Origin of the sequence: Streptomyces olivochromogenes (assembly GCF_001514115.1) — a bacterium.
Lineage (GTDB): Bacteria > Actinomycetota > Actinomycetes > Streptomycetales > Streptomycetaceae > Streptomyces > Streptomyces olivochromogenes.
This window is the reverse complement of sequence record NZ_KQ948455.1, coordinates 571996-589332: the sequence shown is the minus strand read 5'-3', so window position 1 is coordinate 589332 and position 17337 is coordinate 571996. Positions and strand designations below refer to the sequence as shown.

The 17337-nt window shown below is 69.9% G+C and carries 16 protein-coding genes; 8 read left to right on the top strand and 8 right to left on the bottom strand.

Annotated features, from left to right (window positions below; all coding sequences use genetic code 11):
- Positions 1 to 158: 158 nt before the first annotated feature.
- The 4 genes from AQJ27_RS17755 to AQJ27_RS17740 form a co-directional block, all read right to left on the bottom strand.
- Positions 159 to 2456 (bottom strand): HelD family protein, encoded by a 2298-nt coding sequence (locus tag AQJ27_RS17755; RefSeq protein WP_079065055.1) that lies wholly within the window; start codon positions 2454 to 2456, stop codon positions 159 to 161.
- 148 nt (positions 2457 to 2604) lie between these two features.
- Positions 2605 to 2919: a thioredoxin family protein gene (locus AQJ27_RS17750; protein WP_096239889.1), complete on the bottom strand. Its 315-nt coding sequence runs from the start codon at positions 2917 to 2919 to the stop codon at positions 2605 to 2607.
- 14 nt (positions 2920 to 2933) lie between these two features.
- Entirely contained in the window at positions 2934 to 3362 is a 429-nt protein-coding gene (locus AQJ27_RS17745; protein WP_054233164.1) for a MerR family transcriptional regulator, read from the bottom strand.
- 28 nt (positions 3363 to 3390) lie between these two features.
- Positions 3391 to 3906, bottom strand: coding sequence for an Lrp/AsnC family transcriptional regulator (locus tag AQJ27_RS17740; protein ID WP_201264305.1), 516 nt, complete (start codon positions 3904 to 3906; stop codon positions 3391 to 3393).
- Positions 3907 to 4013: 107 nt separating this feature from the next.
- On the opposite strand from AQJ27_RS17740, the gene AQJ27_RS17735 reads away from it, so the two are divergent.
- Entirely contained in the window at positions 4014 to 4901 is an 888-nt protein-coding gene (locus AQJ27_RS17735; RefSeq protein ID WP_067369207.1) for a Rossmann-fold NAD(P)-binding domain-containing protein, read from the top strand.
- Positions 4902 to 4934: 33 nt separating this feature from the next.
- On the opposite strand, the gene AQJ27_RS17730 is transcribed toward AQJ27_RS17735, so the two are convergent.
- On the bottom strand, positions 4935 to 5705 hold the full coding sequence (locus AQJ27_RS17730; protein WP_067369204.1) for a DUF2127 domain-containing protein: 771 nt from the start codon (positions 5703 to 5705) through the stop codon (positions 4935 to 4937).
- Between the two features lie 119 nt (positions 5706 to 5824).
- Complete coding sequence (locus AQJ27_RS17725; RefSeq protein ID WP_067369201.1) at positions 5825 to 7522, bottom strand: MFS transporter; 1698 nt, start codon at positions 7520 to 7522, stop codon at positions 5825 to 5827.
- Between the two features lie 161 nt (positions 7523 to 7683).
- Here AQJ27_RS17725 and AQJ27_RS17720 point away from each other — a divergent pair, with 161 nt between their 5' ends.
- Entirely contained in the window at positions 7684 to 8301 is a 618-nt protein-coding gene (locus AQJ27_RS17720) for a TetR/AcrR family transcriptional regulator (protein ID WP_079065042.1), read from the top strand.
- 185 nt (positions 8302 to 8486) lie between these two features.
- On the opposite strand, the gene AQJ27_RS17715 is transcribed toward AQJ27_RS17720, so the two are convergent.
- A complete protein-coding gene (locus tag AQJ27_RS17715) occupies positions 8487 to 9908 on the bottom strand; it encodes a cation:dicarboxylate symporter family transporter (protein ID WP_388123618.1) in 1422 nt (473 codons plus the stop codon).
- A gap of 193 nt (positions 9909 to 10101) precedes the next feature.
- On the opposite strand from AQJ27_RS17715, the gene AQJ27_RS17710 reads away from it, so the two are divergent.
- The 5 genes from AQJ27_RS17710 (at position 10102) to AQJ27_RS17690 (ending at position 15856) form a co-directional block, all read left to right on the top strand.
- Positions 10102 to 11835: an ATP-binding protein gene (locus AQJ27_RS17710; RefSeq protein WP_067369195.1), complete on the top strand. Its 1734-nt coding sequence runs from the start codon at positions 10102 to 10104 to the stop codon at positions 11833 to 11835.
- A complete protein-coding gene (locus tag AQJ27_RS17705) occupies positions 11832 to 12512 on the top strand; it encodes a response regulator (RefSeq protein WP_067369191.1) in 681 nt (226 codons plus the stop codon). The genes AQJ27_RS17710 and AQJ27_RS17705 overlap by 4 nt, the downstream gene beginning before the upstream one ends.
- A 266-nt stretch (positions 12513 to 12778) precedes the next feature.
- Complete coding sequence (locus AQJ27_RS17700; protein WP_067369188.1) at positions 12779 to 14149, top strand: extracellular solute-binding protein; 1371 nt, start codon at positions 12779 to 12781, stop codon at positions 14147 to 14149.
- Entirely contained in the window at positions 14146 to 15009 is an 864-nt protein-coding gene (locus AQJ27_RS17695) for a carbohydrate ABC transporter permease (RefSeq protein WP_079065041.1), read from the top strand. Before AQJ27_RS17700 ends, AQJ27_RS17695 begins: the two co-directional genes overlap by 4 nt.
- 1 nt (position 15010) lies before the next feature.
- The gene (locus AQJ27_RS17690; RefSeq protein ID WP_067369185.1) at positions 15011 to 15856 is read left to right on the top strand and encodes a carbohydrate ABC transporter permease; all 846 of its coding nucleotides are present in this window, start codon (positions 15011 to 15013) and stop codon (positions 15854 to 15856) included.
- 32 nt (positions 15857 to 15888) lie between these two features.
- Here the strand turns inward: AQJ27_RS17690 and AQJ27_RS17685 are convergent, their stop codons facing one another.
- Positions 15889 to 16365, bottom strand: coding sequence for a GNAT family N-acetyltransferase (locus tag AQJ27_RS17685; protein WP_067369182.1), 477 nt, complete (start codon positions 16363 to 16365; stop codon positions 15889 to 15891).
- A gap of 304 nt (positions 16366 to 16669) precedes the next feature.
- Here AQJ27_RS17685 and AQJ27_RS17680 point away from each other — a divergent pair, with 304 nt between their 5' ends.
- Entirely contained in the window at positions 16670 to 17299 is a 630-nt protein-coding gene (locus tag AQJ27_RS17680; protein WP_067369381.1) for a helix-turn-helix domain-containing protein, read from the top strand.
- The last annotated feature ends 38 nt before the right edge of the window (positions 17300 to 17337 follow it).

Below are 17337 nucleotides of genomic sequence, written 5' to 3'. Positions count from 1 at the left end.
GGTCAAACCCGAGCCCCACCCCGCCCACGCCCACCCCACCAGCCTCCGCCTGACCCTGCCTCCCCTGGCCACGATCTGGCTCCGCCCCGCCTGACGCGTTCAGCGGCCACGACGAGGGGCGGGGCGAAGGAGCGTGAACTCCTCGCCCCGCCCGGTGGTCAGACCGTCGCCGCCCGCAGTGCCTGAGGCAGCTCGCCCTCGTACACGATCCCGAGCGCCTGCGTCGCCCGCGTCAGCGCCACGTACAGGTCGCTCGTGCCGTACCGCGCCGGTTCGACGACGAGGACGGAGTCGAATTCCAGCCCCTTGGCCTGACGGGGGTCGAGGAGGACGACCGTCCGGGTCAGGTCGGGCTCCTCCCCCGCCGTCACGTCCTCCAGCCGGGCCGCGAGCGAGGTGTGCAGTTCGCGGGGTGCGATCACCGCGAGCCGTCCCTCGGCGGGGGTCAGTTCGGCGACGGCCTTCGCGACGGTGCCGGGCAGGTCGTCCCCGGCGGCACGTGCCCACGGCCGTACGCCCGTCGAGCGCACCGAACGCGGCGGCTCGAAGTCCGGGTGCCGCGCGCGCAGGACGCCCGCCGCCACGTCCATGATCTCGGACGGGGTGCGGTAGTTGACGGCGAGGCGCTTGTGCTCCCAGCGGTCCTCGACATAGGGGGAGAGGATCTCCGACCAGGAGCCCACCCCGGCCGCTTCCGCGGTCTGCGCGGGGTCGCCGACCAGGGTCATCGAGCGGGTCGGGCTGCGCCGCATCAGCAGGCGCCAGGCCATGGGCGAGAGTTCCTGCGCCTCGTCGACGATGATGTGGCCGAACGCCCAGGTCCGGTCGGCCGCCGCGCGTTCGGCGGCGCTGCGGTGGTCGTCCTCCTCGTGCCGCTCGGCCATCCGCTCGGCGTCGATGATGTTGTGCGCGGACAGGACCTCGGAGTCCTCCTCGTCCTTGTCCTCGAACTCGTAGGTGCGGGAGGCGTAGGACACGTCCAGCACGCCCTGCGCGTACGCCACCTGGGCGCGGCGTTCCTGGTCGGCGAGGGCGCGGGCCACGCGGTCGTCCTCGCCGAGCAGTTCGGCGGCCTCGTCGAGGAGGGGGACGTCGGCGGTGGTCCAGGCCCCGGTGACCGGGCGGCGGATCGCGGCCGCGTCCTCGTCCGGGACGTATCCCTCGGGGTCGGCGAGGAAGTCGGCGACCAGGCTCTGCGGGGTCAGCCGCGGCCACAGCTGGTCGATGGCCGACCAGACCTCGGGGTTCTCGGCGAGGTCGTCGCGGATCTGGGTGATGTCGCTCGGGTCGAGCAGGTTCGAACCGTCGAAGGGGTCGGTGCCGATGCGCTCGGCCAGCATGTCGGTGAGCGTGTTGAGGATGTGGCCCTCGAAGTACTCGCGGGCCACGTTGTGCGGCAGCTGCGCCTCACGGGTGCGCTCGCGGGCGACCTGGACGAGTCCGGCGTCGAGCATCAGGACGTCCCGGTCGTGCTCGATCGCGATGACCGGGTCGGGCAGCGCCTGGCGGCTTTGGACCACGGCGGCGAGCACCTCGGCCATGTCGGCGCGGCCCTTCACCGCGGCGGCCCGCGGGGCGTCGGTGGCGGTCGCCCGGACGCCGGGGAACAGTTCGCCGACGGTCGCGAGCAGCACGCCCGTCTCGCCGAGCGAGGGCAGTACCTCGCCGATGTAACCGAGGAAGGCGGGGTTCGGTCCGACGATCAGGACGGCGCGCTTGGCCAGCAGTTCCCGGTACTCGTACAGCAGGTACGCGGCCCTGTGCAGCGCCACGGCCGTCTTTCCGGTGCCGGGGCCGCCCTCGACGACCAGCACGCCCTTGTGCGGGGCGCGGATGATCCGGTCCTGTTCGGCCTGGATGGTCTGCACGATGTCGCTCATGCGGCCGGTGCGCGCCGAGTTCAGCGCGGCCAGCAGTACGGCGTCGCCGGTCGGGTCCTCGTGGCCGGTGCGCTCGTGGTCGCCGAGGTCGAGGATCTCGTCGTGCAGGTCGGTCACCCGGCGGCCGTCGGTGGTGATGTGCCGGCGGCGGCGCAGGTCCATCGGCGTGTGGCCGGTGGCGAGGTAGAAGGGGCGGGCGACCGGGGCCCGCCAGTCGATGAGGATGGGGGTGTGCTCGGTGTCGTCGGCGCGGACGCCGATACGGCCGATGTGATGGGTGACGCCGGAGGTGAGGTCGATGCGGCCGAAGCAGAGCGAGCCGTCCACGGCGTTCAGTGCGGCGAGCAGGCCCGAGCGCTCGGCGACGAGCACGTCCCGTTCGAGCCTGGCCTGCATGGGTGTGTTGCCCTGCGCGAGCGCGTCGCCGACGGAGGCCTCGGTGTCGCCCCGCAGCACGTCCACGCGTGCGTACAACCCGTCGATGAATTCCTGCTCGTGCAGCAATTCATCGTCGGGAAATCCTGTGGTGCCCTCTGCGTTTGCGCCCCTGTTTGACAATTCCGCTCCCGGCCGGATATACTGTGCCCAGTGAACTTCTCCGCGACTCAATTCTCCTGAAGTCGCGAATCATTCAATATACGCAGAGAAATCCCCCGAGCGCAATTGCTCGGGGGATTTCTTGTAGTTCTGCTGTATATCGGCGAGGCCGGAGCACGCCGGAAGGTCAGAGCACGTCGGACAGCTCCTCCAGCAGCCGGCGCTTCGGCCGGGCGCCCACCATCGACTTCACCGGCTCGCCCCCGCGGAACACCATGAACGTGGGCATCGACAGCACCCGGTAGGCGTTCGTCGTCAGCGGGTTGGTGTCCACGTCCAGCTGGACCACCTTGAGCCGCTCGCCCTCCTCGGCCGCCAGGGCACTGAGCACCGGCCCCATCTGCCGGCACGGCGGGCACCAGTCGGCCGTGAACTCCACCAGCACCGGGAGCTCGGCGCCGATCACCTCCGTCTCGAAGTCCGCGTCCGACACCGAAGCCACGCCTGCCACCTTGATCACCGTGTCCGCCCTTCCAGTTCGCATACGGGTTCCGGGCCGCCCGGAACCTCCGCCTCGGCCGCCAGCTCGTCACGCGCCCGCTCGGCCCGCGCCAGCTGCGCGCCGACCTCGGCCCGTACGGCCTGCAACTCGTCGATCAGCGAGTCGAGCTCGCCCAGCTTGCGCCGGTAGACCGCGAGCGAGGCCGGACAGGAGTCGCCCTCCGGGTGTCCCGCCCGCAGACACTCCACGAAGGGCCGGGTCTCCTCCAGGTCGAACCCGAAGTCCTGCAGCGTCCTGATCTGCCGCAGCAGCCTCAGGTCGTGCTCGTCGTACGTCCGGTACCCGTTCTCGCCCCGCCGCGCGGGCAGCAGCCCCCGCGACTCGTAGTACCGAAGAGTCCGCGTGGTGGTCCCGGCCCGCGCCGCCAGCTCGCCGATTCGCATGCCCCGACGGTATTCCTTGACGCCGACGTCAACGCAAGGGCAGCAGTGGCTTTCGCGGCACCGGTGAGGACAGGACGATCGAGGTCGTCGTGCGCCCCAGTGCGGAGGTCTGTTCCAGGACGTCCTCCAGGTGGAGTGTGTCCGCGACGGCGACCTTGAGGATCCAGCAGTCCTCGCCGACCACGTGGTGGACCTCGATGATCTCCGGGCGGGAGATCAGCTCCAGGGTCCTGGGGTGGCGCAGGGTGTATCCCCCGTGCGGGTCGACACGGACGAAGGCCTGGATGCCGTAGCCGAGGAGGGGTGGTGAGACATGGGCGCCGTAGCCGGTGACGGCTCCCGTGGACTCCAGCCGGCGCACGCGTTCGGCGACGGCCGCCGGGCTCAGCCGGACGCGCCGGCCCAGCTCGCTGAGCCTGATCCGGCCGTCGCTCTGCAGCAGTTCCAGGATCTGCCGGTCCACCGCGTCGAAGGCCACCGACGTTTCGTCGGCGGCGGCGCGCGGTTGCCGTGGTTCCTTCGGTGCAGCGGTCGGATCTCCCATGTCTCCCCCTTCAGACGTGACGCGTACGCCGGGAGAATTATGACCACAGAAGCCCGGTGGGTGCGGGAAGTGCGAGGGGGAGGAACGCCGTGCGCGAGATAGGTGTCATGGGCGGAAACCGCTATTTCGGAAAGCGGCTGATTGCCCGGCTGCTGGCCGCAGGAGACCACGTCACCGTCATCAATCGCGGCTCCTCCGCACCGCCCGCCGGGGCGGTCCATCTCGTCGCGGACCGCAATGACGGGAATTCCCTGGAGAAGGCACTGGGTTCACGCACCTTCGATGTCGTGGTCGACCAGGTCTGCTACTCACCGCGGCAGGCGGAGATCGCCCGACGGGTCTTCGCGGGACGCACCCGGCGGTACGTCATGACCTCCACCGTCGAGGTGTACGAGTACGAGGACTCGGCGGATCTCGTTCGGGAGGACGCCGTGGACCCCCATGCGGTGCCCGTCGACCTCGAACTGCCCTGGGACGAGCCGGAGTTCCTCGAAGACCACTACGGGGAGGGCAAGCGCCAGGCCGAGGCGGTGTTCGCGGCCGACCCCGCGTTCCCGTACGCGGCCGTCCGGGTGGCCCACGTCCTGGGCGGGGACGACGACTTCACCGGCCGCCTCCAGCACTACGCGGAGCGCATCCGCACGGGCGAGGCGATCGCCGTACCGCCCGTGAACCGCCCGGCGACGTACATCCACGTCGAGGAGATCGCCGACTTCCTGTTCTGGGCGGCGGGCGAGGACTTCACGGGACCGGTCAACGCGGCCTCCCACGGGCCGCTGACCACGCGGGAGCTGTGCGAGGCGATCGCCGCACACTTCCCGGACGGCAAGACCCTCCTGCGGCCCGTCGAGGCCGGCGAGGTCTCCCCCTTCTCCTTCGGCCGTTCCTACGGCATGGACAACTCCCGGGCCACCCTGCTCGGGTTCACCTTCGGCGACGCACGGGCATGGCTGCCGCGCGCCGTGGCCGAGACCCTGGGCTCCGACCGCCCGTAGACGATCCTCGCCGGCGCCGTGTGGCGCGGGGCGTCAGGCGTGCGCGGCTACGCCCGCCGACTCCTCGACCTCCAGCAGCGACGCGCTGTGCCGCTCCTCCTCGAACGCCTTGCGTCCGCCGCGCAGCCCGAAGAGGCGTTTGGCGAGGGCGATGTAGAGGACGGCGAGGATGTTGAGGACCAAGGTGGCGATCTTCAAGTAGCTGACGTGCTCGGTGAGTTCGTAGATCTCCAGGGGCAGGAAGGCGGCGGTGGCGACCACCGTCAGATACTCCGCCCAGCGCTTGGCGTACCAGAGGCCGCCCGCCTCGACGAGTTCGATCAGCGCGTACGCCAGCAGCAGCGCGGCCACCAGGGCCAGCGTGGAGTGTTTGTAGCCGAAGGACTTCTGGATCGTGCCGACGACCGGCGAGTGGTCGAGGTCGTAGTGGAAGTGCTTGAAGACCGGCCGGAAGACGTCGAGGTTCTCGTCGAAGAGCCGGCGCACCGAGTCCTGGCTGTTGCTGAACTTCCACACCGCGGCCGCGACCAGCACGATGAACACCCCGCGCACGGCCCGTTCGATCGCCAGGAAGCGCAGGATGAACAGATCACGCAGCACCTTGCCGCGCGGCACCAGGGGGGCGTCCTGCGCGGGGCCCGAGCCATGGGGTTCGCCCAGCACGAAGTCGCCGCAGCGCAGACAGCGCCAGGCCTCGCCGAGGCTCGTCTCGGCGCGCAGCCGCCGGCGCAGTTCCGGTTCGCCGGGCGCGTACGTCACATGACCTTTGCGCGCGCACGTCCGCCGGTCCCAGTCGATCTTCATACTCCGTGTCCTCCGCAGAACATGCCGTGCCGTGCCGGTCAGTCCGGCACGGCACGGTAGTGCATGTTCTACGAGACGGCGGCCCGAGGGTCACGGTTCCGAGGCGGGCGGGGGTGCGCTCAACGCGTCGCCGCGCCGGTGAGTTCCGGCTGTTCCTCCGCCGCCTGCTCCGGGGCCTGGCCCGGGTGCGCGCCGCCCTTCCGGGGCAGCAGGAAGGCGACCAGGACGGTCCCCACGCCCAGGATCATCGCGCCGATCAGGCTGGTGTGCGCCACCGCGTCCGAGAAGGAGGAACCGACGGCGTCCGCCATCCGCTGCGCCCCGTGGGCGAGTTGGTCGGCCTGCGCCTTCAGCTGCGCGGCCTTCTCGGTGTTCCCGGCGTGCCCCGCCCGCGCGGCCTGCTCGCCGAGCTGCCGGGCCTTGTCACCGATGCCCTGGGCGACCGCGTAGCCCGCGCCGACCGAGTCCTGCGCCGTGGACAGGGCGCCCGCCGGGAGCTTGCCGCCCGCGGTGGCGTCCGAGAGGTGCGCGGAGTACGAACTCGCCAGCACGGAACCGAGGATCGCGATGCCGAGCGAGCCGCCGAGCTCGAGCGAGGTGTCGTTGACGGCTCCGCCGACGCCGAGTTCGGCCTCGGGGAACGCGCCCATGATGGCGTCCGTGCAGGGCGAGAGCGCGAGCCCGATCGCGAGGCCCAGGATGGCGAGGGGCAGCACGAGATCGCCGTACGAGGATGCCGCGTCGACCCGGGTGAGCAGCGCGAGCGCCACCGTGCCGCCGACCATGCCCGCGGTCACCGTGATCTTCATGCCGATGCGCGGGGTGAGGTATCCGGTGAGCGCCGAGCCGACGAACACGGCCCCGGCGAGCGGCAGCATCCGCACCCCGGTGTCCAGCGCGTCGTAGCCGAGGACGAACTGGAGGTGCTGGGTGAGGTAGTAGAAGGCGCCGAAGACGGCCAGGAAGAAGAGGGCGACGGCGAGGTTGGAGCCCGCGAACCGGCGGTGGGCGAAGCGGCGTACGTCGACGACCGGGCGCGGGTGGCGCAGCTCCCACACCACGAAGGCCACCAGGCCGGCACCCGCGACGACCGCGGCGGTCACGGCTTTGACGCCCCATCCGAAGTGCGGCCCCTCGATGATCATGTAGACCAGCGAGCCGATCCAGACCACGGACAGCAGGCCGCCGACGTGGTCGATGCGGTGGTGGTGCGCGGCCCTGGACGGCGGGACGAGGACGAGGGCGCCGACGATCGCGAGCGCGGCGATGGGGACGTTGATCAGGAACGTGGACGACCAGCCGTGGTGCTCCAGCAGCGCACCGGCGACCAGTGGCCCGGCCGCGATGGCGAGTCCGGCGGTGGCGGTCCACAGGGTGATCGCCTTCGCCCGCTCCTCGCGCGGGAAGGTCGCGGCGAGCAGGGAGAGCGTCGCCGGCATGATCAGGGCGGCGCCGACGCCCATCACGGCACGGGCCGCGATGACCCCGGTGGAGCTGTCGACGAGCGAGCCCGCGACCGCGCCCCCGCCGAACACGACGAGCCCCAGGATGAGCGCGCCGCGCCGGCTGTACTTGTCGCCGATCGCGCCGAGCAGCAGCATCAGCGCGGCGTACGGGACGGTGTAGCCGTCGATGACCCACTGCAGGTCCGCGCTGGACAGGCCCAGGTCCTGGGTCATGTCCGGGGCTGCGACGGTGAGGGCGGTGTTCGCCATCACGATGATCAGCAGGCTCAGGCAGAGCACCAGCAGCGCCCACCAGCGCCGGGCGTAGGGCCGGTCCATCCCCTCGACCGGTTCGTTCATGACGAGACGCATGACTACGGTCGCCCCTTCTCTTCGCTCCATTTGCACACTGGCGTGCAGTTGCACAACCATGTGCAATGTATCTAGATGCACAACGCTGTGCAAATCAAGGAGGTGGAGCCCTTGTGGAGGGCACGACTGATCACCTCGCGCGGATCCGGGGGGCGTGCAGAATGGCAGCCATGACCACGGGTAGTGCCAGCCGCGCGGATGCGAACCGCCGCCGCATCCTCGACGTCGCGCTCGCCGAGCTGCTGCGCGACCCCGACGCGTCCATGGACCAGATCGCACGGGCCGCGGGCGTCGTACGGCGCACGGTGTACGGGCACTTCCCCAGCCGCGAGGTGCTGATCAGCACGTTGACCGACGGCGCGGTGGAGGCGGTGGCCGCGGCACACGCGGCGGGCCGGGAGAGCGGACGGGACCCGGCGGAATCACTGGTCCGCTCGACGCTCGCCGTCTGGGAGATCGCCGACCGCTACCGGCTGCTGGTCGCCCTCGCCCAGCGCAGCGTCACGGTCCAGGGCATCCGCGAGCGGCTCACGCCGGTGCGCGAGGCCTGCGCGGAGCTGCTGCGGCGCGGCCTCGACCAGGGCGTGTTCGAGTCCGCGCTGCCGGCGCCCGCACTGGCGTACGTGCACGAGCAGATGCTGTTCGCCCTCATGGAGGCGGTGAACGACGGCCTGCTGGCACCGGAAGAGGCGGGCCGCTCCGCCGCGATCACCATGCTGACCGCGGCGGGCGTACCCGCCTCCAGAGCCACCGAACTGGTGACCAAGCTGAGCGATTGAGCTTGTCCGACACATACACCGGGCGGCCAGGTCTACGGGGGGAGAACCTGGCCGCCCGGCGGCTTGGGGGCGCCCCGTCAGGGGCGCGGGGCTGTGTCATCATGCGGCTCCGCCGCGTGGGCGCGACCAGCCACGATCCACACGCGGCCTCCGAACGACCCGCAGCCCCTCTTCCAGCGGAGCGCTTACGCCTTGGCCAGCTCCTTCTCGCCGCCCTGCTCCGGCACCTCCGGGGCGACGTCGATCGCGTCGTCCTCGTCGCTGTCCAGCAGGGTCTTCTCGTCGAACGGCAGCTCACCGGCGAGTACCCGGTTCACCCGCTCCTTGTCGACCTCACCGGTCCACGTACCGATGAGCAGCGTGGCGACCGCGTTGCCCGCGAAGTTGGTCACCGCACGCGCCTCGCTCATGAACCGGTCGATACCGATGATCAGACCGACACCGTCCACCAGCGCGGGCTTGTGCGACTGCAGACCACTGGCCAGGACGGCGATACCGGAGCCGGAGACACCCGCCGCGCCCTTCGAGGCGACCATCATGAAGAGCAGCAGACCGATCTGCTGGCCGATGCTCATCGGCTGGTCCATCGCGTCGGCGATGAACAGCGAGGCCATGGTCAGGTAGATCATCGTGCCGTCGAGGTTGAAGGAGTAGCCGGTCGGCACGGTGATGCCGACGACCGGGCGGCTGACACCCAGGTGCTCCATCTTGGCGATGAGCCGCGGCAGCGCGGACTCGGACGACGAGGTGGAGACGATCAGCAGGAACTCCCGGCCGAGGTACTTCAGCAGCTGGAAGAGGCTGACCTTGGCGACGAGCTTCGTCAGCGTGCCGAGCACGATGACGATGAAGAGTGCACAGGTGATGTAGAAGCCGAGCATGATCGTGCCCAGCGCCTTCAGCGCGTCCATACCGGTCTCGCCGATGACGGCCGCCATGGCGCCGAAGGCACCGACGGGCGCGGCCCACATGATCATGCCGAGGATGCGGAAGACCAGCTTCTGGATGTGCTCGACACCCTTCAGCACCGGCTGCCCCGCACGGCCCATGGCCTGCAGCGCGAAGCCCACGAGGAGGGCGATCAGCAGGGTCTGGAGCACCTGGCCCTCGGTGAAGGCCGAGACGAACGTGGTCGGGATGATCCCGAGGATGAAGTCGACGGGGCCCTCGGCGGCGGCCTCGGCCTGCGTGTGCCCGACGCCCTTCACGGCCTCGGTCAGGTGCATCCCGCTGCCCGGGTGGATGATGTTGCCGACGACCAGGCCGATGGCCAGCGCCACGAAGGACATACAGATGAAGTAGCCGAGCGCGAGACCGCCGACCTTGCCGACCTTGGCGGCCTTGCGTACCGAGCCGACGCCGAGCACGATCGTGCAGAAGATGATCGGGGAGATCATCATCTTGATCAGGCTCACGAAGCCCGTGCCGATCGGCTTGAGCTCCTTGGCGAAGTCCGGCGCGGCGAACCCGACGGCGATGCCGAGCACAACCGCGATGATCACCGCGATGTACAGATAGTGGGTGCGGTCCCGCTTGGCGGCGGGTGCGGCAGGTGCCGTTTGGGTGCTGGCCACGGCTGCCCTCCTTGACGACGTCATCGGCATCATCCGGCGTGCGGCTCACGTCCGGCGGAACCCTGGGTGCGGCCTGCTCCGGCGGGATCCCGCGGTGCGGCTCACTCGGGGGGATCCCGGGGTGCGGCTCACTCCGGGGGATGCGGTGACTATCTCCCGCCCTGTGAGGGCGGTCACCCTTCCGTTCATTTAGTTCACGCTTATATGGAGAGGCAGACTGAACGACATGCGCTTCCTCCCCGTCCCGCGACCCCGCAGCCTGGCCGGCCAGCTCTTCGCCATGCAGGCCGTGCTCATCGCGGTGCTCGTCGCGGGGTACGCGCTGTTCAGTTACGTCAGCGACCGCAGCCAGGCCGAGGACGCGGCGGGCCGCCAGGCCATGGCCGTGGCCCGTTCGATCGCCGACGCACCCTCCGTCCGGGACGCCATCCGCACCACGAACCCCACCAAGGACCTCCAGCCGTACGCGCTCCAGGTACAGCGGGACACCGGCGTGGACTTCGTGACGATCATGAACCCGCAGGGCATCCGCTGGACCCACCCCGACGAGACGCTGATCGGCAAGCACTTCCTCGGGCACATCGGGCCCGCCCTGCACGGCAAGTCCTTCACGGAGACGTACACGGGCAGCCTCGGGGCATCCGTCCGTGCCGTCACCCCGATCCTGGACAACGGCCACATCGTCGGCCTGGTCAGCGCGGGCATCAAGGTCGAGGCGATCACCCAGCGCGTGCAGGAACAGGTGACCGCCCTCATCGGCGTCGCGGGCAGCGCACTCGTGCTCGGCGGCATCGGCACCTACGTCATCAACGCCCGGCTGCGCCGCTCCACGCACGGCATGAACGCGGCCGCGCTGAGCCGGATGCACGACTACCACCAGGCCGCGCTGCACGCCGTGCGCGAGGGGCTGCTGATGCTGGACGGGCAGTACAGGGTGGCGCTGATGAACGACGGCGGGCGGGAGCTGCTGGGGGTGACGGACGAGGTCGTCGGACACTCCGTGGCCGAGCTCGGGCTGCCCGCACCGCTCACCGGCGCCCTGCTGTCGGCGGAGCCGCGGGTGGACGAGGTGCATCTGACGGCGTCGCGCGTGCTGGTCGTGAACACCTCCCCGGTGTCCGGCGGCGAGCGGCGCGGCACGGTGGTCACCCTGCGCGATGTGACCGAACTCCAGTCCCTGATGGGCGAGTTGGACTCCGAGCGCGGCTTCACCCAGGCGCTGCGCTCGCAGGCGCACGAGGCCGCGAACCGACTGCACACGGTGGTCTCGCTGATCGAGCTCGGGCGCGCCGAGGAGGCCGTCGAGTTCGCCACCGCCGAGCTCGAACTCGCCCAGACGCTCACCGACGAGGTGATCTCGGCGGTCAGCGAGCCGGTCCTCGCCGCCCTGCTGCTGGGCAAGGCGGCCCAGGCGAACGAGCGGGGTGTGGAGCTGATGGTGTCGGAGCAGAGCGGTATCGACGACGGGCTGCTCCAGACCGGCCTGCCGGCCCGTGACCTGGTCACCGTGCTGGGCAATCTGATCGACAACGCGATGGACGCGGCGCAGGGGACGGTGGGGGCACGGGTGACCGTCACGGCCTTCACGGACGACTCCGGCCTGGTCCTGCGGGTCGCCGACACGGGCGCGGGAGTCGACCCCGCCCACACGGAGGCGGTCTTCCAACGCGGCTGGTCCACCAAACCGGCGGGGCCCGGCGGCCGGGGCCTCGGGCTGGCCCTCGTACGCCAGGCGGTGAGCCGGCACGACGGCACACTGACGGTGGCGGAGGCGCCCGGGGGCGGGGCGGAGTTCGAGGCGCGGCTGCCGTTGCCTACGGTGGCCCCTGGCGCCCCTGCCGAACCCGTGCCGGGGGCCGCCGAGGAACCGGCCCCGGCCACCGCCGAAGGGGCCACCACCGAAAGGGCCGCCGCCGAGCCCGAGTCCGCCCAGCACGCCCTGCCTGGAGGCGACGTATGACCGCCGACCCCATCCGCGTACTCGTCGTCGAGGACGACCCCGTCGCCGCCGACGCGCACGTCATGTACGTGGGCCGGGTGCCCGGCTTCACCGCGGTCGGCAAGGCGCACACGGGCGCGGAGGCGCGGCGCGCGCTGGACCGTACGCCGGTGGACCTGCTGCTGCTCGACCTGCATCTGCCGGACGTGCACGGACTGCAGCTCGCCCGCTCCCTGCGTGCCGCCGGCTATCACGCGGACGTGATCGCGGTGACGTCCGCGCGGGACCTCGCGGTCGTACGGGAAGGGGTCTCGCTCGGGGTCGTCCAGTACGTCCTGAAGCCCTTCACCTTCGCCACCCTGCGCGACCGCCTCGTGCGGTACGCCGAGTTCCACGCGTCGGTGGGCGAGGCGAGCGGCCAGGACGAGGTGGACCGCGCCCTGGCCACCCTGCGCGCCCCCGGCCCGGCCGCCCTCCCCAAGGGCCTCAGCGCGCCGACGCTGGAGCGGGTCACCCGGACGCTGCGGGACAGCGCCGAGGGCCTGACGGCGGCCGGGGTCGCGGAGTCGGTCGGCATCTCCCGGATCACCGCCCGGCGCTATCTGGAGCACCTGGTGGAGGCGGGACGGGCGGCGCGGGCTCCGCAGTACGGGCAGGTGGGGCGGCCGGAGTTGCAGTACCGGTGGGTCAAGGGCTGATCGTTCGGGGCGTCAGCCGTTCGGCAGGATCACGGCGCGAGCGTTCACCCGAGGTGTCGGGCGTCGTCGACGAGCAGGGCCGATGTCCCGGTGGGACATGAGACCCGGTGAGACTTATGTCCACCGGGACATCACACGCGGCCCCGTCTCCGCGAGCAGCCGCAAGGTCACGAGCCGCTGCAAGGTCATTGACGTGGACTAGTCCACGCTCTTACGTTCACCGGGCAGACAGCTCGGCCACCAATGACGTCGGCCAGTAGGAGGTCGTGCCCGTGCGCCCCACCGCCGCCCCGCTACTCCTCGCCACTCTGCTCACCGCGACCGCGCTCAGCGCCTGCGGATCGGGCTCCGGAAGCGATCCGGACACCGTGAAGGTCTCCTTCAAGCAGTCCACGGACAACTCGATCCGCGTCATGGACACCTACTTGGGGGAGATGAAGAAGGAGTTCGAGAAGGCCAACCCCGGCAAGAAGGTCGAACTCGTCCCGATCAAGGCCCCGGACTCCGAGTACTACACCAAGCTCCAGCAGATGCTGAGATCCCCCAAGACGGCCCCCGACCTGGTCTACGAGGACACCTTCCTCATCAACTCGGACATCACGAGCGGGTACTTGAAGCCCCTGGACCCCTACCTCGACAAGTGGCCCGACTGGAACCAGTTCGTCGACACGGCGCAGTCGGCCGCGAAGGCACAGGACGGGAAGACGTACGGCGTCCCGGACGGCACGGACACCCGGGGCCTCTGGTTCGACAAGGGCATCTTCAAGAAGGCGGGCCTGCCCGCCGACTGGCAGCCGAAGACATGGGACGAGGTGCTGGCCGCCGCACGCACCATCAAGGCGAAGGTCCCCGGCGTCACCCCGCTCAACGTCTACACGGGCAAGCCCGCGGGCGAGGCGGCCACCATGCAGGGCTTCGAGATGCTGCTGTACGGGACGGGTGACGGCACGTCGGACCCTCTGTACGACACGGCGTCGAAGAAGTGGATCGCGGGCAGTCAGGCCTTCAAGGACGCGCTCACCTTCGTGCAGACGGTCTACAAGGAGAAGCTGGGCCCCGACGTCTCGGACGCCCTGGACCCGAACTTCCCCACGACCGTCCGCGGCGAGCTGATGCCCAAGGGCAAGCTCGGCATCAACCTGGACGGCAGCTGGCTCCCGCAGGACTGGCTGAAGGGCGCGGGGCACGAATGGCCCGAGTGGTCGCAGAAACTGGGCCTCGCGTACATGCCCACGCAGACCGGCCAGGCTCCCGGCAAGGTGAGCATGTCCGGCGGCTGGACCTGGTCGATCCCCGCCAAGGCGTCCAACCCGGACCTCGCCTTCAAGTTCATCGAGACGATGCAGACCAAGGCGAACGCGCAGAAGTGGTACATCGCCAACTCCGGCATCGCGGTGCGCAAGGACGTGGCCGCCGACCCCGGGTACGTGCAGGCGCAGCCCGGCATCAAGTTCTTCACGGACCTGGTCGCGAGCACGCACTACCGCCCCGCGTACCCGGCCTATCCCAAGGTCTCGACGGCCGTCCAGGAGGCCATGGAGGGTGTGACGACGGGTGACAGCTCGGTCGACAAGGCGGCGAGCGGGTACGACGAGGAGCTGAAGACGGCCACCGACAACCAGGTGATCAGGAAGTGAGGCTGCGCCGCACCCTGACCCGCGCCCTCCCCCTGACCCCCGCCGTCGCCCTCCTGCTCCTCTTCCTGGCGGGCCCGATCGCGTACTGCGCGTACATCGCCTTCACCGACCTCCAGCTCACCGGCCAGGCGCACTCGTCCTTCGTCGGCTTCGAGAACTTCCGGGCGGCGTTCAAGGACGACGCGTTCCTGAACGCGGTCTGGCTGACGCTGGTGTTCACGGTCCTGTCGTCACTGGTCGGCCAGAACACGCTGGGCCTGGCGCTGGCCGCGCTGATGCAGCGGGCGTCGAAGCCGGTGCGCACGGTCGTGGGCGGGATCGTGATCACGGCGTGGGTGCTGCCGGAGGTGGTGGCGGGGTTCCTCCTGTACGCGTTCTTCCGACGGGAAGGCACGCTGAACGCGATCCTGGACTGGCTCCACCTGCCCACCCAGAACTGGCTGTTCACGCTGCCGATCCTGGCGGTGTCGTTCGCGAACGTCTGGCGGGGGACGGCCTTCTCCATGCTGGTGTACTCGGCGGCCCTGAACGAGATACCGAAGGAGATCACCGAGGCGGCGGAGGTGGACGGGGCGGGTGGCTGGCGCCGTATGTGGCACATCACGTTGCCGATGATCCGCCGCTCCATCGGCACGAACCTGATGCTCAACACCCTACAGACGCTGTCGGTGTTCGGGCTGATCTGGGTGATGACGAGGGGCGGCCCGGGGAACAGGAGCCAGACGCTGCCGCTCTTCATGTACGAGCAGGCCTTCCAGAAGAGCATGATCGGATACGGCACCGCGGTGGCGCTGCTCCTGCTGGTGGTCGGCTCACTGTTCTCGCTGGTGTACATGCGGCTGCTGCGGACGGAGGTGTGACATGCCGGTTCGTACGAGACTGAGATCCCGCCGCACCGGCCGCCGGCTGGCCGCCGACGCGGGCCTGCTGGCGGTGGCCGCCGCCTTCGCCCTTCCGCTCGCCTGGGTGGTCCTGTCCGCCCTCGACCCGCACGCGGGCCTCAGGGTGCGGGTCCCGGACGGTCTCACGCTGGACAACTTCGACGCGGTCCTGAAACCGGACATCACCTACACACCGCTGCTCAACAGCCTGATCCTGTGCGGGGGCGGGACGCTGCTCACGGTGGTGTGCGCGGCGCTGGCCGCGTATCCGCTGTCGCGGTTCCGCTCGCGACTGAACCGTCCCTTCCTCCTGACGATCCTCTTCGCGACGTGCCTGCCGATCACGGCGATCATGGTCCCGGTGTACGCGTTGTTCGTACGGGTGAACCTCATCGACACCGTGCAGGGCACGATCTTCTTCTTCGCCGCGTCCCAACTCCCCTTCGCCATCTGGCTGATGAAGAACTTCATGGACGGCGTACCGAAGGAACTGGAGGAGGCGGCGTGGACGGACGGGGCGTCGTCGCTCCAGTCCCTGGTACGGATCGTGCTGCCGCTGATGGGGCCGGGGGTGGCGGTGGTGACGGTCTTCTCGTTCGTGATGATGTGGGGGAACTTCTTCGTCCCGTTCATGCTCCTGCTGACACCGGACCAGATGCCGGCGTCCGTGAGCATCAACGACTTCTTCGGAAATCGGGGAACGGTGGTCTACGGACAGCTGGCCGCGTTCTCGGTCATCTACTCGACGCCGGTGATCCTGCTGTACGTACTGGTGGCCAGGCGATTGGGCGGGGGGTTCGCTCTGGGCGGCGCGGTCAAGGGGTGAGGGCCGGGCCCCTCCGCCCCGCCGAGGCGGACCTACATCTGCTCCAGCTCCAGCACTCCCACCGTCTGCCCCCCGCTCGTCTCTCCGGTCAGTTTGAATCCCAGCCCGAGGTAGAAGCCCTCCGGGCCGGTCTCGCCGGGGTGCCAGGTGACCGTGAGGCGGGTGCCGCCACGGCGCCTGATCTCGGCGGCCACGGCCTCGACCGCGAAGCGGCCGTATCCCCTGCCCTGTTCCCCGGCCGCGATGTTCAGACGCCACAGCCCGGAGCGGAGGTCGGTGCGCGCCTCGCCTCCGTCCCAGTTGATGTCGAAGAAGGCCATCAGAAACCCGACGGTCCGCTCCCCGTCCATGATGAGGCGGGGCCAGGCGACACCGGGATGCACATACGCCTCGGCCAGCGACTTCACGACGGGCGCGACCAGGTGCTCCTGATCGGGGCGGACCTTCAGTCCTATCGCGGTGTCGAAATTGCCGGGGGTGATCTTCTCAAGGCGCAGTGCAATCGTCATGTCCTCACCCTAGGTGACCGACTCAACCGATTTTTCGACGCACCCTGAGGGGCGCGGGGAACCGCGCGACCAGCCACCACCCGCCCGCAGACCGAATCCCGGCCCCGAAACCCTGGGAGGATCGGACGGGAAGGGGCAGTGAGGGCAGAGCCGTATGTTCGTACGATCCGTGATTGTGTCCGAACAGACCGTAGTCACCACCGCCCCGGCCCCATATTTTGTGCGCGTGCAGCGACCGCAGGCCCATCAGCCCACCCCGCCCTTCAACGCTCCGGCCGCCCGCAGACTGCGGGCTGCACTCGGCATGGGCCCCGAGCACGTCGCGTACGGGATGAGAGCCTCGTACGGGCTGCCTTACGTCACCCCCGACCTCGTCCTGGCCTGGGAGAGAGGCACGACCACCCCCAGTGGGCCCGAACTCACCGCGCTCGCGGGCGTGTTGTGGTGTTCGGCCGGTGAACTCATCGGCGCGCCAAGGACGTTGCGCGAGCACCGCGTGTCACGCGGGCTGGCCCAGGAGGACATCGCCCGTACCGTCGGCCTCGAACTCCTCGCCTACCAGCGGATGGAGGAGGCCGACGAGTGGCGCGGCAACGACCGGCAGTCGGTCGCCCTCGCCGACATCCTCGAACTGTCGCTGCGGGACTTCATCACCGTCACGGGACGCGACGGCAAGCTGGCCGAGCTGTTGCGCAGCGCGGTGACCACGCGCTGGCAGGCGTACGTCCGTCCGGTCGGGAAGATGATCCCGCTGGACCGGCGCCTCCTGGAGGACGTCCTCCAGGAGATGCACACGGAGTACCAGGGGCAGATGGTGGTCACGCTCAGCTGGAGCGGCGGATCGGCCGCCGCCGACGCCGACGACTCCGGCCGCGACTTCCTCGACCGGATCGTCGATCACTTCTGGGCGATGCTCCAGAGAACCACGTACTGAGTCCGCTCGAACCGAGTTCGTACGACCCAAGGCCGTAC